Below are 14,657 nucleotides of genomic sequence, written 5' to 3' on the forward strand. Positions count from 1 at the left end.
CACAGAAAGGCGGACCCGACACGAGGGAGAGGCCCGACCCATGCACCGCATCACCGTCATCGGCGGCGGATTCGCCGGACTGACCGCGGCCGTCACCGCTGCCGAGGCCGGCGCCAAGGTGACCGTTTTCGAAGCCCACCACACCCTCGGCGGGCGAGCCCAGACCGCAGAGGGCCCGTACCGGACGAACGACGGACCGCACGCCCTCTACAACGGCGGCCCGCACTGGACCTGGCTCAAGCAGCGGAACCTGATCGGACCGCTCGCCCCGATCCCGCCCCTGGAGGCGGCCCGGCTCCGGCTCCGCCACCAGGGCGGCCTGCGCCGCACGCCGCCCTTCGCGATGCTCAAGCTGCTGCGCCCCGGCCTCCAACAGGCGCCGGTCGACGTCGACTTCATGACCTGGGCCATCGGCATCGCGGGCGAGGAGGCCGCCCGCGCCGCCGCGAACTACTCCGCCGTCGCCCTCTTCCATCACGACCCCGGCGCCCTGTCCGCCGCGTTCGTGCAGGAGCGGCTGCGCCGTGCCACCAAGCTCCCGCCGGAGGCGCACTATCCGCGCGGCGGCTGGGCGAACGTCATCGACCGGATGGCCGCCCGGGCATGGAACCTGGGCGTGCGGATGGAGACCCTGTCCCGCGTCGACACCCTCGACGCCCTTCCGGCGACCGGCGGCCCCGTCGTCGTCGCCACCTCCCTCGACGCCGCCCGCAGGCTGCTGGGGGACGACTCCCTGACCTGGACGAGCGGCCGTACGACGCTCATCGATCTCGCGGTGCGGACCCGGCGCGGGGACGCCTTCGCCGTGTGCGACCTCGACCAACCCGGGTGGCTGGAAAGGTTCACCGCACAGGACCGCTCGCTCGCCCCGGCCGGCGAGCAGCTCATCCAGGGCCAGATCCCCATCGCCCCGCAGGAGACGAAGGCCGACGGTGTCGCCCGCGCCGAGGAGCTCCTCGACCTGGCCTTCGAGGGCTGGCGCGGACGCGTCACCTGGCAGCGCGAGGCTGTCGCGAACGGCCGCACGGGCGCCGTCGACCTGCCGGGCACCAGCTGGCGCGACCGCCCCGCCATCGACCGCGGCGACGGCGTGTACCTGGCCGGCGACCAGGTCGCGGCCCCCGGCGTCCTCTCGGAGGTCTCCTTCAACAGCGCCCTGGCCGCGGTGTCGCTGGCGCTCGGCCGGCGGGCCACCGGCCCCCTTGACCTCAAGCATGCTTGAGGTCGAAGGCTGGAGTTCCTGACAAGCAATCGATGTCAAAGCAATTGATGTCGATGCAATCGACGTCAATGGGGGATTCACCATGCACGCCATCCGGCTCCATGCCTTCGGTCCCGCCGAGAATCTCGTCCACGAGGAGGTGGCGGACCCGCTGCCGGGCCCGGGCCAGGTCCGTATCGCCGTAGCGGCGGCCGGAGTACACCTGCTCGACACCGCCCTCCGGGAGGGCGAACAGGGGCCGCTGCCCGAGCCGACACGGCTGCCCACCGTCCCGGGGCGCGAGGTCGCCGGCGTCGTCGAGTCCCTGGGCGAGGGCGTCGCCACGCTCTGGCTCGGCAGGCGCGTGGTCGCCCACCTCGGATTCGCCCCCGGAGGCTACGCCGAGATGGCCGTCACCGAGGTCGACCGCGTGCACGAGATCCCCGCGAACCTGGACTTCGCCGCGGCCGTCGCCATGATCGGGACAGGGCGTACGGCGATGGGGGTCGTGCAGTTCGCCGAGCTCGGCCCGGGCGCCGTGGCCGTGATCCCGGCCGCGGCGGGCGGCATCGGCACCCTGCTCGTGCAGTATGCGAAGAACGCCGGCGCCACCGTCGTGGGCCTTGCGGGCGGCCCGGAGAAGACGGCACGCGTGGCGGCCAACGGCGCCGACCTCGCCGTCGACTACAAGGAACCGGGATGGCCGGACAAGGTCCGCGCCCAGCTGGGCGGACGTCCCGCCACCGTCGTCTTCGACGGCGTGGGCGGCGAGGTCGCACGTCACAGCACACAGCTCCTCGGCCCCGGCGGCAGACACCTCGTCTTCGGCTGGTCGGCCGCGGGCATCCGCGGCGGCGAGCCCTACCTCGTGGACGGCGTCTCCGAACGGGTCCTGGGCCCGGTGATGATGCGGAAGGCCGGCGGCCCCAACCCCGTACAGACCCTGGAACTGCGCGCCCTCACCGAAGCGGCCGCAGGCAGGCTCACTCCCGCCGTGCAGCGCTTCCCGCTCGCCGAGGCGGCGGCCGCGCACCGGGCTCTCGAGACGCGCAGGACAACCGGAAAGGTGGTATTGGAGCCATGACCAGGCACAAGGCATCCGCAGATGCGATACGCAACGATTCATGGTCTTCTGGCCGAGTGAGCGTCACCCGTACAGGCGAGCCCTCTCCGCCCGTGGACGCCGACCCCCGCCGCTGGTGGGGCCTGGTGATCATCGCGCTCGCGCAGCTCATGGTCGTCCTCGACGCGACCATCGTGAACATCGCGCTCCCGTCCGCACAGCGCGACCTGGGCATGTCCGACGGCAACCGCCAGTGGGTGATCACCGCCTACACGCTGGCCTTCGGCGGACTGCTCCTGCTCGGCGGCCGTATCGCGGACCTGGTGGGGCGCAAGCGGACGTTCGTCTTCGGGCTGATCGGCTTCGCCGCCGCCTCCGCGCTCGGCGGCGCCGCCACCGGCTCCGGCATGCTCTTCGGCGCCCGCGCGCTGCAGGGAGTCTTCGCCGCCGTCCTCGCGCCCTCCGCGCTGTCCCTCCTCACCACGACCTTCACCGACCCGAAGGAGCGCGGAAAGGCCTTCGGCATCTACGGCGCCCTGGCCGGCAGCGGATCGGCGATCGGGTTCATCGTCGGCGGGCTGCTCACCGAGTACCTGAACTGGCGCTGGTGCCTGTACGTCAACGTGCCCATCGCGATCATCGCCGTCTTCGGTGCGCTCGCCCTGCTCCACGACCGCCCCGGCCGCAAGGGCGCCCGCCTCGACGTACCGGGTGCGGTGCTGGGCTGCGGCGGACTGGTGGCGATCGTCTACGGCTTCAGCGAGGCCGAGCCGCGGGGCTGGACCGACCCCCTGGTGCTGGCGCTGTTCGCGGGCGGCGTCCTCCTCCTCGTCGCCTTCGTGTGGTGGCAGAACCGGGCCCCGATGCCCCTGCTCCCGCTCCACATCGTCAAGGACCGCAACCGGGCGGGCTGCTTCCTGACCATGATGCTCGCCGTCATCGGCATGTTCGGGCTGTTCCTGTTCATGACGTACTACCTGCAGGTGGTGCTCGACTACTCGCCGGTGAAGACCGGCCTGGCCTATCTGCCGCTGACCGCCGCGATCATCACCGGCTCCACGCAGATCTCCGCCCGGCTGCTGCAGCACGTGGCGCCGCGCATGCTGATGGTCCCGGGCATGGTCCTCGCGTCCGGCGGCATGATGCTCCTGACCCGGATGACCACCCACTCGTCGTACGCGACCGAGGTCATGCCCGGGCTGATCCTGATGGGCCTCGGCATGGGTCTGACCTTCATGCCGGTCTTCGCCACCGCGACCGCGGGCGTCGCCCCGCACGACTCCGGTGTGACCTCGGCGACCGTCAACACCTCGCAGCAGGTGGGCGGCTCCATCGGTACGGCCCTGCTGAACACCATCGCCACCACCAGCAGCACGGCCTACATCGCCGCCCACCTCCACAACCCCGCCCAGAAGGCCCTGATCGCCAAGGAGGGCGTCGTCCACGGCTACACGGTCGCCATCTGGTGGGCCGCCGGAATCATGCTGCTGGCCGGTCTGGTCGCGGGCCTGATGGTCACGGCAAAGGCCCCGAAGCACGGGGCAACCGCCGAGACACCGGTGCCGGAGCCGGTCGCATAGGGGGGCACAAGAACGGGGAGGGGCCGCACGGACCGCGGGCCCCTCCCCTTATTCACCGCCGGTTCCCCGCGCCCCTGAAGGGGCGCGGGGAACTGCGCGACCAGCCACGACGACGCCGCAGACCGACAACTCATCGAACCCCCGCGGCGGAGCCGTTCGCACCCCCGCGGCGGATCCACATATCGGCCCCCAGCGCGGAGCGCTACCGCAACCGACGCACGTCGATGGCCCAGATCCCCCGCCCATGCGTCGCCGCATACAACCGCCCGTCCGGCCCAACCCGAACCTGCAGCACCGCAGTCGTCGGCAAATTACCCCCGGCAACCTTCCAGCTCGCCGAGCCAGGCAACCGCACCAGCACCCCGAGATCCGTGCCCAGCGCGATCGTCCCGCCCTTCAGCAGGGCCACCGAGTTGGCCGGTACGTCGGGCAGGTTCCCGGAGACGTCCTTCCAGGTGACCCCGCCGTCCCGGGTCTCGAAGAGGTGCCCGACACCCGCGCCCGGACCCTCCGTCCACTTCCGCGAGAAGCCGTTGACGGCGAGCAGGACGTGGTCGGAGTCGGCCGGGTCGATCGCCAGGCCGGAGAGGTAGCGGTTCGGGACGGTCCCGTCGACCGGCAGGCTCAGCTGGTGCCAGCCCGTGCCGTCGGCGTTGCCGACCGCGATGCCGCGCGTGAAGCCCTGGTTGTTGCAGGGCCCGCACCAGGCGGCGTACACCTTGCCGCCGGAGGAGGCCACCGCCGTGGCCGTGTGCCCCGCACCCAGGTCGAACGCGCCGAACCACTCGCTCCCGCTGCGGATCGCGTATCCCTTGGTGTTGATCCACACATGCCGGCCGCCCGCGACCCAGACCTTCGGGTCCCTGATGTCGGCGTTCAGCGGGGCGATGAAGCGTGCCTCACCGGTCGCGTTGTCGGGCGGAGCGACGGAGTACGTCGTCGCCTTCGACGGGTCGGTGACCCAGCTTCCGTCGTTCACCGCGCAGTTGTTGGTGACGGACACCGCGAGGTAGACGTACTCCTGGGCGATGTTGCACCCGTTCGCCGGGTCGGTGATCGTGTCGCCGCCGTCACCGCCGAAGTTGGAGCCCATCACACGGTCTCCGGGCCGCAGTTCGGACTGCCCGTTGTCCTGGAGACCACCGGTGACGGCCACACCCCGCCCGGCCGGATCGGCGCCCACGCCCACCGAGTAGTACTGCAGGGCGTCCATCGTGCCGTCGTTCAGGGAGGCCCAGTCGGTCGCGTGGCCGGAGGCGTCGGCGCTGCCGTTCAGCGGGCGGCGGAAGGTGCCGCCGTCGTCGCCGACGATCACGTACGGCGCTCCCCCGTTGCTGCCGATCGCCACGGAGTGCTGGTCGGCGTGGACGGTCTGGTGGCAGTCACCGGTCTGCTTGCTCGGGTCGATGGACCAGCAGGGGAAACCGAAGTTCCAGTACGGCCCCGGCACGGACCACGACGTGCCGCCGTCCTTGGTCTCGAAGACCTCCTCCAGACCGGCGTACACATGGTCCGGGTTCTTCGGATCGACCGTGAGGAACTGGTCGTACCAGGACTGGATGCCGGGCTGGTATCCGGCACCGGTGAGCGCGGAGCCGGAGTCCCGCAGCTGCTTGTAGTCGGCGATCTTCGTCCAGGGGCCGGTCGGCGAGCCGGACTTGGAGACGAAGATGCCCTCAAGACCGCTGTCCGGGTTCTCCGCGGTCTGCTCGGGCGACTGGTCGATGGCGTAGTACCGCGATCCGTCCGCGCTGCGTGCGAAGGTCACATTGCCGACGTCCTCGGCGTTGCCCGGCAGGTCACCGAGACCGGTCAGCCGCTGCCAGCTGCCGCCGGACCTGGCGTAGAAGCCGTTGTAGGTGTCTCCGCCGCGCCAGCCGACGGCCAGCACGACCTTGCCCGGGTCCTTCGGGTCGATCGCGATGTCGCTGGTGATGTTCTTGTACGCGGCCGACGGGTCGCTCGCCTTCGGACCACCCGGCAGATAGTCCGGGTTGGGCGCGAACTCCAGCTTCCAGTGGCCCTTCAGCGTCTTCGTGGAGTGGCTCCACACACCTTCGGTGGTCGCGGCCCACACCTTGTCGCCGGCGAAGCGCAGGGCGTTGATGGACGTCGACTCCAGTTCGTCGCCGCCGACCCGGTCGCTCGGGCTGAAGGTGCCCTTGCGCGGATCGGCGAGGACGTACACACCCGTCCCCAGGAAGGAGGTCGCGCTGGTGTTGGCCTCGCCCGTGGCGTACCAGAGCCGCCCCCGTCCGTCGAGCTGCAGATCGCCCGTCGACAGTGCGGGCAGCCCGTCGGAGATGTTCGTCCAGTGACCGCCACCGGAACGCGACCGGAAGACCCCGCCGTTGGCCGAACCGGCGTACACGTAGCCGTGCCGGTCGGCCGCGAGCCCGGTCACCCGGCCGGTCACCTTCCCGGCCCCGCCGCTGGAGTTGGAGTTGATGTCCCGGTACCGCGGGTCGTCGGAGTCGTAGGGGAGCCGCGTCAGATCGCTCCAGCTCCCCTTGGTGTGCGGCAGATCCACCAGATCGTCGTACGCCGCCCCGTACGCGCCCGGCGCCACGATCCCCGGTGAGGTGCGCGCCTCGGCGTACTGGTCCGCCTGCTCGGCCTCCTCCTGTGCCTCTCCCCCGTCATCGTCGTCCCCAGCCTGCGCAAAAGCCGACAGGCCCTTCTGCTGCTGATGCAGAAGGGCCTGTCTGTGAAGTTCCCGCACGCCGAAGGGGTCTCTGCCACCGTTCGCCGCCTGAGCCTGAGTGACTGTCAGGCCCAGCGCGGCAGTGGTGGCAAGCACCGCCCACATCCGTCTTCTTCGCCAGCCGTTGGCCGCCATGAAGTGCCCTCCCCTGGGAGCAGTGGCGTACATGACACGAGCTGGCCAACAGCATTGGCGGGAATGCTGCGGTGAGAGATTCCTGTGAACGCAATCAAAGGGTAAAAAATCCTCAGTGCCGCCCCGCCACCCGATCGGCGAACTGCGCCAGCTTCGAGGACTCGGCGCTGTACGTGGCGCGTTCCCGCCGGTCCGCCGCCCGGTAGGTGGCGTACATCCCCTGCACCCCGAGCCACCGCAGCGGCTCCGGCTCCCACTTGCGCACCTTGTGCCCGACCCACGGCAGATCGGTCAGCTCGGTCCGGCCGCCCTGCCCCGAGTCGAACTGCACCAGATCCCTGAGGGTCCGCGCCGCAAGATTGGTGGTGGCCACCCCCGAGCCGACATAGCCGCCCGCCCAGCCGAGCCCCGTCGACCGGTCCAGGGTCACCGTCGCGCACCAGTCCCGGGGCACCCCGAGCACCCCCGACCAGGCATGTTCGATCCCCACCCCCGCCAGCGAGGGGAAGAACCGCACCAGGATCTCCCGCAGCGCCTCGACCGTCTCCGCCTGCGTCCGCCCGTCGTTGTCGGTCTTCGATCCGAAGCGGTACGGCACTCCGCGCCCGCCGAGCGCGATCCGCCCGTCGGCGGTCCGCTGCGCGTACATGTACGCGTGCGCCATGTCCCCGAGCGTCTCCAGCCCGTCCCACCCCACCGACTCCCACTGCTCGGCGGTGAGCGGCTCGGTCGCGATCATCGAGGAGTTCATGGGCAGCCAGGTGCGCCGCTGCCCCTTCAGACTCGCGGTGAACCCCTCCGTGCAGCGCAGGACGTAGGGCGCCCGGACCGTCCCGTACGGCGTCACGGCATGCTTCGGCCGGATCTCCGCCACGGGCGTCAGCTCGTGAATCGTCACCCCGAGCGCCTCGACGGCGGCCGCCAGCCCCTTCACCAGCTTCACCGGGTGCAGCCGCGCCCCGTGCGGAGTCCACGTCGAGCCCACCGCGTCCGCGACCCGGATCCGCTCGGCGGTCTCCCCGGCGCCGTACAGCTCACGGTCCTTCTCCCCGTACGACAGCTCAAGCTCGTGAAAGGCCTTGAGCCGTGCCAACTGGGCGGGTGTGGTGGCGACTTCGAGCACCCCGCCCTTGTGGACATCGGCCTCGACGGCTTCCTCTTCCGCGACCCGGACGACCTCGTCCACGGTCTCGTTCATGGCCTTCTGCAGCCGCACGGCGGCCTCGCGCCCGTGCAGCTTCGCGTACCGGTCGCGCCCGGCGATCCCGTTGTACAGCCAGCCGCCGTTGCGCCCCGAGGCCCCGTACCCGCAGAACTTCTGCTCCAGGACGGTGATACGGAGGAAGGGCGCCGCCTTCTTCAGGTAGTACGCGGTCCACAGCCCCGTGTACCCGCCCCCGACGATCACGACGTCGGCGGACGCGTCACCGCCGAGCGGCTCCCGCACCGCCGGGAAGCCGTCGTCCGCGTACCAGTAGGAGATACCGCCGTTCACGACACTGCTCACCGAGCTGCTCATGGCCGGAAAGCTAACCCCTCAGGGCGGAAACTGTCTCCCTCGGATTCCAGGCCTTCCCCCGCCCCCTGACCAGCGGATAACACGCGAGCCCGATCAGCACCGACACAAAATGCCCGAAGTCGGTGAAGGTCGGCGAGTCCGCGAGCGGAGCCCCGTACACGAAGAACACGCCCGCCAGATACAGATACCGCCAGGGCGCCGCGATCCGGTAGGCCAGCACCCCCACCACCCCCGCCAGCGCATAACTCACCCCGAAGTCAAGGGAGTTGACGGCGGAGTGCGACACCATCCCGTCCCGCACCGCCTTCAGCAACGCACCCTCGCTGATCAGCGTCGCGAGCACATGCGCGGCCACGCACACCATCAGCCATCGCAGCGTGCCCAGCCACCGCTCGGCCTGCGCATGGAAGACGGTGTACTGGAAGGCGGTGTAGAGGAACGCATACGGAAACCAGTCGCCGCCGTCGATCCACATCGCACTCTGCACGAGCACCCGCCCGGGGTCGTTCGACAGCTCATGGATGTTCGTGGACCGCTGCCGCAGGAACTCCTGCTCGAACTGCGGCGACATGTGGTGCAGGGCGACGGTGGTGACGAACAGGATCGCCAGCCAGACATACGTGCCAGGTGCGCTGCAGACGTAGGCCCACACCCGCTTCCCGATCCCCCGGTCAATTCGCATGAGGCGATTCACGCACGTAAGTATCGTCGCAAGGGTGATCGACATTCCGGGCGAGCTGGCGGCGGCACAGGAGAAGTTCAACGGCGAGGCGGGACGGGCCTTCATCGCAGGCCTGCCCCACCTGGCACAGGAGTTCCTCGATCGCTGGGAGCTACGGCTCGACGGCCGCCCCATGCACGGAGTCACCGCCCTCGTCCTCCCGGTCCTGCGCTCCGACGGCACCCCGGCCGTGCTGAAGCTGCAGCTGCTGGACGAGGAGAGCGAGGGCGAGCCCGTGGCCCTGCGCCTGTGGGACGGCGACGGCGCGGTCCGCCTCCTCGCACACGACGGGACGACCCACACCATGCTCCTGGAACGCCTCGACCACACCCGCATGCTCTCCCGGCTCCCCGACACCCGTGAGGCGGTCCTGGTCATCGCCCGTCTGCTCGCCCACCTGACCACCACCCCGGCCCCGGAAGGCGTGCGCCGCCTCGGCGACATCGCCCACGCCATGCTGGACCGGACCCCTTGGGCGTTGAAGCGCATCCCGGACCCCGACACCCGCAGCCTGATCGCGGACTGCGCGGCCGCCGTACGAGAGGTAGTGGACGAACCGGGCGACCGCCTCCTCCACTGGGACCTGCACGACGAGAACGTCCTCGCCTCCGCCCGCGCCCCCTGGCTCGCCATCGACCCCAAACCCCTGGCAGGCGACCCCGGCTTCGACCTCTGGCCGGCCCTCGCCAACCGCTTCGACGCCGACGAGATCCCCTGGCGCTTCGACGCGATGACGGACGTACTCGGCCTGGACCGCGCACGCGCGCGTGCCTGGACCCTGGGCAGACTCCTCCAGAACACCCTCTGGGACGTGGAGGACGGCCGCGTCCCGGAGCCCCACGGCCTGGAAATCGCCAGGTGCCTGCGCTAAGCGGGGAGCGCGAAGTCCGCTACGGTCCGGCAGCGCCCCTTAAGGGGCGCGGGGCTGTATCGATATGCGGCTCCGCCGCGTGAGCGCGACCAGCCACGACGAAGCCGCAGACAAAAACCAACCCCACTCGGCACCCCCAGCGGAGCGTAACCTCACGGACGTGATCCGCACAGCAACCCCCGCCGACATCCCCGTCATCCACACCCTGATCCAGGAACTGGCCGCCTACGAAAAGGCCCCGCACGAGGCAAGGGCCACCGAGCCCCAACTCCACGAGGCCCTCTTCGGCGACCGCCCCGCCGCCTACGCCCACATCGCGACCGACGACACCACCGGCACCCCCGTCGGCTTCGCCCTCTGGTTCCTGAACTTCTCCACCTGGCGCGGCGTCCACGGCATTTATTTGGAGGACCTCTACGTCCGCCCCACCGCCCGAGGCGCCGGCCACGGCAAGGCCCTCCTCACCGAACTGGCCCGCATCTGCGTGGAGCGCGGCTACGAGCGTCTCGAATGGTCCGTCCTGAACTGGAACACCCCGGCCATCGGCTTCTACGAGTCCCTCGGCGCCCGCCCACAGGACGAGTGGACGGTGTACCGGCTGACGGACGGCCCGCTCAAGGACCTGGCTGGACAGACCAACTGACTGTGTGAAGGCGAAAAACGGCACGAAGCGGATGACGTCGTGAAGGTGTGAAGGCACCCCGCATGACCCCTCACCGAATGGGCACGGCTTCCTGGCATGAGCACTACGAATATGCCGCCGTTCGTCCCCGGCCTTGAACTCTCCCGCCGCTTCTACACGGAAGCCGTCCGCTCCTTACTCGAGGAGGCCGCCCCCGGCATCCCCCACTCGGCCGCCCGGCTGGGCAGCGGCTCCGAAGTACTCGGCTTCGACACCCCGCGCCCGGCCGGCCACGCACGGGGCCCGCGCCTCCAGCTCTTCCTCCACCGCCGGGACGTCTCCCGCCACGCAGGCCGCATCAGACACATCCTCGCCGCGCACCTGCCGAGGACCTTCCACGGCCACCCCGTCCGCCACGAGGTCGAAGTCACCCACATCGCGGCCTGGTTCACCACCGAGCTCGGCTTCACGCCCACCCCGGACATCACCCCGGCGGACTGGCTCGCCACCCCCACCCAGCTCCTCGCCGAGGTCACCGCGGGCGCCGTCTTCCACGACGGCCTGCGCGAACTCACCCCGATACGGCACGCGCTGCGCTGGTACCCCCACGACATCTGGCTCCATGTCCTGGCCTGCCAGTGGCGGCGCATCTCCCGGGAGGAGCCCTTCGTCGCGCGCTGCGGCGAAGTCGGCGACGAACTCGGCTCCGCGGTCTCCGCCGCCCGCCTCGTCCGCGACCTGATGCGCCTGTGCCTCCTCATGGACCGCCGCTACCCGCCGTACGGCAAGTGGCTCGGCAGCGCTTTCGCCCGCACCTCCGCGAGCCACCACCTCACCCCGGCCCTCACCGCCACGCTCGCGGCAACGGACTGGCGCACCCGCGAGAAACACCTTGCGCAGGCGTACGAGAGCGTCGCGGACCTGCACAACCAGCTCGAACTGACGGACCGGGTCGCCCCGTCCGGCCCGCCTGCACGGTTCACCGAGGCGCTGATCGCCCGTATCTCCGACCCGGCGGTCAAGGAACTGCCGACGGCCGGCTCCGTCGATCAGTTCGTCGACGGCACGGAGGTCCTGACCCGCCCCGAACTCGCCCGAGCCGTCCACCAGGAAGTGCGAAAGCCCAGGCCGGATTACTCCTGACCTGGGCGAGAAGCGTGTGGCGCGGCTGCTCAGAGGGCCTTGCTGTTGCAGCCCATGTCCGCACCGAGGTGGCTCTCCTGGGCACCCGGGTTGCCTTCGCCGTTCAGCGCGCCGCCCAGCAGGCCGTTGATGGCACCGACGTCACCGAGAACGTCGATGTTCATGTCGTGCGAGCGGCACTCGATGCCCTGCGTGATGTCGAAGCCGTCGTGCCCCGGCTCGCCGTGTGCGAAGGCCGGGCCGACCCCGAAGGAGCCGATGCTGCCGAGGACAGCGGCCCCCACGATGGCGACCTTCTGAAGCTTGCGCATTTCTTCTCCATTGATCGAGCGGAAGTGATCTGCAGCAGATCGAGTTGGGACGATGGACAACTACCGGGAGGCCATCAGCCGAGTCGGGGCAGACCCAGGTTCCCGACGGGAGGCGCCGCGACCTGTCCGAGACCGAGCCCGGGCACCTGCGGTGCCGCGCTGGCGGGCGAGACCAGCGGGTCGATGAGCGGGTTCACCTGCGGGTTCACCTGCGGGTTCACCTGGGGGGCGACGTGCGGCGCGGGCTCCGGGTTGAAGACCTGCGGCATGGCGACCTGCGGGGCGACCTTCGGCATGACCTCGGGCGACGACTGCGGGGCGACCTGCGGCTGGACCAGCGGCTGCTGCTGAGGAGCGGACTGCGGGGCGGAAGCCGGTGCACCGGCCTGCGCACCACCCACCGACGAGGCGACGGCGGTGGCCTGGCTCGGCTGCGGAGCGGCCTGCGGGGCGGGCGCCGGGGGCGCGTACTGCGGCGCCGGCTGGGAGTACGACTGCGGCCCACCGGACTGCGCGGTGCTGTCCGCGGTGGACGCGGCAACGGCCCGCGCCGGAGCGCTCTGCGGGGGTGCCGGGTAGTACTGGGGAGCCGGGGCCGGGGGCGCGTAGTACTGCGGGGGCGGTGCGGGGGCCGGGTAGTACGCGGGCGCCGGGGCCGCGTACTGGGGCGCCGGGTAGTACTGGGGCGCCGGGGCCGGGTAGTAGGGAGCAGCCGGAGCGCCACCGCTGTACCCGGGGTACGAGTCGGCATGGCTGACGCCGGCGCCGATGGCGGACAGACCGCCGGCCGCTGCTACGACGAGCGCGGCCTTGTGAATCTTTCGCATGGAACCCTCGGCCCTTCAATACCTGTGCAGGGAAATCCGTTGTATTCAGTGCTGTGTTGCGTGCGCTCAGTCTGATGTTCACGCCGGAGCCGACAGCGGATCCCCTTGCCCCTCTCACCGGTTCATGGTCGCTGCCCTCTCCCTGCTGGCAACGACATTTCCTTCTGTGCGGTCACGGGATCCAGAATTCCGTCACCCATTTGGCATTGATCGGATTACCGGCCCGCCGGGGGCAAATGGGTGACTGCTTCCCGACTGCCGTGACTGGCCCCGAACTTGCTTCGTTCCCCACGGGGACAGAGCGATGATCCATCACCCACCGCAGCCGCCCAGGTCAGCAAGAGCAGCCACAACTCCACTGGCTCATCTGCTATTTCAGTACGTTCCATGCCAGGTCAATGAAGGGCCGAAGGTTCCATGCGCAAGTTCCAGCACGTCGCGCTCGTCGTAGCAGCGGCCGGCGGTCTGTCCGCCATCGGCGTCGGCCCCAGTGTCGCCGACGCTCCTGTCGCCTACGGCAATAGCGCTCCGCCCCCGGGTCCCGCCATGGCCGGCGCCTTCACCGCCACCCAGGCCACCGCCCACACCTCCGGCGGGCCCGCCCAGCGACAGGCGGCCCCGGCGCAGCCCGCCGAGGTTGCCCCGCAGGTCAATCCGCAGGTGAACCCGCAGCTCAGCCCGCACATCTCCTCGCCGTCCGCACCGGCGCAGTCCGGCGGCAACGCCGACCAGTTCAACCTCTTCCGCCCGGCCCAGGAGTGCAGCCCGCAGTCCGTGCTCAACGCCAACCTCCCGGTCGCCGTGCTCGCCGCCGCCGAGACCAAGGGCGTCGCCTGCACCCAGGCCAACAGCCAGGCGAACGCCCTCGCCAAGGCCCACTAAGAGCCACAGAGGCCCACCGGGATCGCCGGACGACTTCAGGGAGCTGCCGCAACACGATCACAGGACACGGCGCGTCGCTAGGTGATTGTCGGTTATTTCCTATTATTCTCCGTAACTGTAAGAAGTCGATCTGTTACAGATCGCACCCACTCACTCCACCGGAGATGACATGCACCAGCTTCGCAAGGCTGCCGTCCTGGTCGCCGCCCTCAGCACCGTCGGACTCCTCGGTGCCGGCACCGCTCAGGCTCACGACGACGGGGGCAAGGGCGGCAAGGGTGGCGACAAGTTCAACGTGCTGCAGAGCTCCAACTGCAAGTCGCACGACCTGAACGTCGACGTCCTCGGCCAGGTCGGCATCCTCAACGGCCTGCTCGGCAACGCGCTCAACGGCGAGGGCAACGCCGGCGGCCAGGACACCCACATCGGCTCGAGCATGGGCTGCAACAACAGCGCCTTCTAGTCGAATGACGGCCGCATAGACGGCCGAGAGCGGGAAGCAGGTCCCGGCACCGAGCTCCAGACTCGGTGCCGGGACCGCCTTTTTTGTCAAGGCAGCAGTATTTCCCGGGCATCGACCAGGGCAGTGAGGATCACCTCGAATTCGGCGCGCCGCACAGTCTTTTACGGGTATTTCTTATTAGCCTCCGTAACTGCACGAAGTCGATCCGTCACGGATCGCATCCACTTCACTCCACCGGAGATGTCATGCACAAGCTTCGCAAGGCTGCCGTCCTGGTCGCTGCCCTCAGCAGCGTCGGACTCCTGAGCGCCGGCGCCGCCCACGCCGATCAGGGCGGCTTCGGCTCGGGCGAAGGCGGCCATCGCGGCGGTGGCTTCAACATCATGCAGAGCACCACCTGCCGTTCGCACGACGCCAACGTCGACGTCCTCGGCCAGGTCGGCATCCTCAACGGCGCTGCGGGCAACCTGCTGAACGGCGAGGGCAACCCGGGCGCTCAGGACACCCACCTGGGCTCGGACATGGGCTGCAACAACAGCGTCGGCAAGTAACTCAGCAAGTCAGAACCGTCCTTGGTGCCCCGGCCGGTCGGCCGGGGCACCAAGGCTTTCACGG

Annotated in this window: 14 protein-coding genes; 9 read left to right on the top strand and 5 right to left on the bottom strand. The window is 70.0% G+C overall.

Annotated features, from left to right (window positions below):
• The first annotated feature begins 40 nt into the window (after positions 1-40).
• The 3 genes from EDD92_RS22095 to EDD92_RS22105 all read left to right on the top strand — a co-directional run bounded on the left by EDD92_RS22095 (position 41) and on the right by EDD92_RS22105 (position 3,844).
• Positions 41-1,222, top strand: coding sequence for an NAD(P)-binding protein (locus EDD92_RS22095; RefSeq protein ID WP_123965936.1), 1,182 nt, complete (start codon positions 41-43; stop codon positions 1,220-1,222).
• Positions 1,223-1,304: 82 nt separating this feature from the next.
• Positions 1,305-2,285: a zinc-binding dehydrogenase gene (locus EDD92_RS22100; RefSeq protein ID WP_123965937.1), complete on the top strand. Its 981-nt coding sequence runs from the start codon at positions 1,305-1,307 to the stop codon at positions 2,283-2,285.
• Between the two features lie 56 nt (positions 2,286-2,341).
• Positions 2,342-3,844, top strand: a complete 1,503-nt coding sequence (locus EDD92_RS22105) for an MFS transporter (protein WP_260326671.1) — start codon at positions 2,342-2,344, stop codon at positions 3,842-3,844.
• A 202-nt stretch (positions 3,845-4,046) separates the two neighbouring features.
• Here EDD92_RS22105 and EDD92_RS22110 read toward each other — a convergent pair whose 3' ends face one another.
• From EDD92_RS22110 to EDD92_RS22120, 3 genes are all read right to left on the bottom strand, one after another.
• Positions 4,047-6,683 carry a glycosyl hydrolase gene (locus tag EDD92_RS22110; protein ID WP_123965939.1) on the bottom strand — a complete coding sequence of 879 codons (2,637 nt, stop codon included), beginning with the start codon at positions 6,681-6,683 and terminating at the stop codon, positions 4,047-4,049.
• A 112-nt stretch (positions 6,684-6,795) separates the two neighbouring features.
• Positions 6,796-8,202: an FAD-binding oxidoreductase gene (locus tag EDD92_RS22115; RefSeq protein WP_185124089.1), complete on the bottom strand. Its 1,407-nt coding sequence runs from the start codon at positions 8,200-8,202 to the stop codon at positions 6,796-6,798.
• A 10-nt stretch (positions 8,203-8,212) separates the two neighbouring features.
• The gene (locus EDD92_RS22120; RefSeq protein ID WP_185124090.1) at positions 8,213-8,884 is read right to left on the bottom strand and encodes a rhomboid-like protein; all 672 of its coding nucleotides are present in this window, start codon (positions 8,882-8,884) and stop codon (positions 8,213-8,215) included.
• Between EDD92_RS22120 and EDD92_RS22125 the strand changes: the two genes are divergently transcribed.
• The 3 genes from EDD92_RS22125 (at position 8,883) to EDD92_RS22135 (ending at position 11,559) form a co-directional block, all read left to right on the top strand.
• Complete coding sequence (locus EDD92_RS22125) at positions 8,883-9,794, top strand: aminoglycoside phosphotransferase family protein (protein WP_123965940.1); 912 nt, start codon at positions 8,883-8,885, stop codon at positions 9,792-9,794. The two genes, EDD92_RS22120 and EDD92_RS22125, sit on opposite strands and share 2 nt — an antisense overlap.
• A gap of 160 nt (positions 9,795-9,954) precedes the next feature.
• Positions 9,955-10,437: a GNAT family N-acetyltransferase gene (locus EDD92_RS22130; RefSeq protein WP_123965941.1), complete on the top strand. Its 483-nt coding sequence runs from the start codon at positions 9,955-9,957 to the stop codon at positions 10,435-10,437.
• Between the two features lie 96 nt (positions 10,438-10,533).
• Positions 10,534-11,559 (top strand): DUF4037 domain-containing protein, encoded by a 1,026-nt coding sequence (locus EDD92_RS22135; RefSeq protein WP_260326673.1) that lies wholly within the window; start codon positions 10,534-10,536, stop codon positions 11,557-11,559.
• Positions 11,560-11,588: 29 nt separating this feature from the next.
• On the opposite strand, the gene EDD92_RS22140 is transcribed toward EDD92_RS22135, so the two are convergent.
• Positions 11,589-11,870, bottom strand: a complete 282-nt coding sequence (locus EDD92_RS22140) for a hypothetical protein (protein ID WP_099929745.1) — start codon at positions 11,868-11,870, stop codon at positions 11,589-11,591.
• A 74-nt stretch (positions 11,871-11,944) separates the two neighbouring features.
• A complete protein-coding gene (locus EDD92_RS22145; protein WP_123965942.1) occupies positions 11,945-12,697 on the bottom strand; it encodes a hypothetical protein in 753 nt (250 codons plus the stop codon).
• 417 nt (positions 12,698-13,114) lie between these two features.
• On the opposite strand from EDD92_RS22145, the gene EDD92_RS22150 reads away from it, so the two are divergent.
• From EDD92_RS22150 to EDD92_RS22160, 3 genes are all read left to right on the top strand, one after another.
• Positions 13,115-13,579: a hypothetical protein gene (locus EDD92_RS22150; protein ID WP_123965943.1), complete on the top strand. Its 465-nt coding sequence runs from the start codon at positions 13,115-13,117 to the stop codon at positions 13,577-13,579.
• A 169-nt stretch (positions 13,580-13,748) separates the two neighbouring features.
• Positions 13,749-14,042 carry a hypothetical protein gene (locus tag EDD92_RS22155; protein WP_030941334.1) on the top strand — a complete coding sequence of 98 codons (294 nt, stop codon included), beginning with the start codon at positions 13,749-13,751 and terminating at the stop codon, positions 14,040-14,042.
• 245 nt (positions 14,043-14,287) lie between these two features.
• Positions 14,288-14,593 carry a hypothetical protein gene (locus EDD92_RS22160; protein WP_123965944.1) on the top strand — a complete coding sequence of 102 codons (306 nt, stop codon included), beginning with the start codon at positions 14,288-14,290 and terminating at the stop codon, positions 14,591-14,593.
• The last annotated feature ends 64 nt before the right edge of the window (positions 14,594-14,657 follow it).

Source organism: Streptomyces sp. TLI_185 (assembly GCF_003814765.1).
GTDB lineage: Bacteria > Actinomycetota > Actinomycetes > Streptomycetales > Streptomycetaceae > Streptomyces.

Bases quoted from the DNA above. Each gene is read 5' to 3' on its own strand.
- EDD92_RS22110 (WP_123965939.1), bottom strand. From the start codon at position 6,683: ATGGCGGCCAACGGCTGGCGAAGAAGACGGATGTGGGCGGTGCTTGCC.
- EDD92_RS22140 (WP_099929745.1), bottom strand. From the start codon at position 11,870: ATGCGCAAGCTTCAGAAGGTCGCCATCGTGGGGGCCGCTGTCCTCGGC.
- EDD92_RS22135 (WP_260326673.1), top strand. From the start codon at position 10,534: ATGAGCACTACGAATATGCCGCCGTTCGTCCCCGGCCTTGAACTCTCC.
- EDD92_RS22125 (WP_123965940.1), top strand. From the start codon at position 8,883: ATGAGGCGATTCACGCACGTAAGTATCGTCGCAAGGGTGATCGACATT.
- EDD92_RS22100 (WP_123965937.1), top strand. From the start codon at position 1,305: ATGCACGCCATCCGGCTCCATGCCTTCGGTCCCGCCGAGAATCTCGTC.
- EDD92_RS22155 (WP_030941334.1), top strand. From the start codon at position 13,749: ATGCACCAGCTTCGCAAGGCTGCCGTCCTGGTCGCCGCCCTCAGCACC.
- EDD92_RS22120 (WP_185124090.1), bottom strand. From the start codon at position 8,884: ATGCGAATTGACCGGGGGATCGGGAAGCGGGTGTGGGCCTACGTCTGC.
- EDD92_RS22145 (WP_123965942.1), bottom strand. From the start codon at position 12,697: ATGCGAAAGATTCACAAGGCCGCGCTCGTCGTAGCAGCGGCCGGCGGT.
- EDD92_RS22150 (WP_123965943.1), top strand. From the start codon at position 13,115: ATGCGCAAGTTCCAGCACGTCGCGCTCGTCGTAGCAGCGGCCGGCGGT.
- EDD92_RS22160 (WP_123965944.1), top strand. From the start codon at position 14,288: ATGCACAAGCTTCGCAAGGCTGCCGTCCTGGTCGCTGCCCTCAGCAGC.
- EDD92_RS22095 (WP_123965936.1), top strand. From the start codon at position 41: ATGCACCGCATCACCGTCATCGGCGGCGGATTCGCCGGACTGACCGCG.
- EDD92_RS22115 (WP_185124089.1), bottom strand. From the start codon at position 8,202: ATGAGCAGCTCGGTGAGCAGTGTCGTGAACGGCGGTATCTCCTACTGG.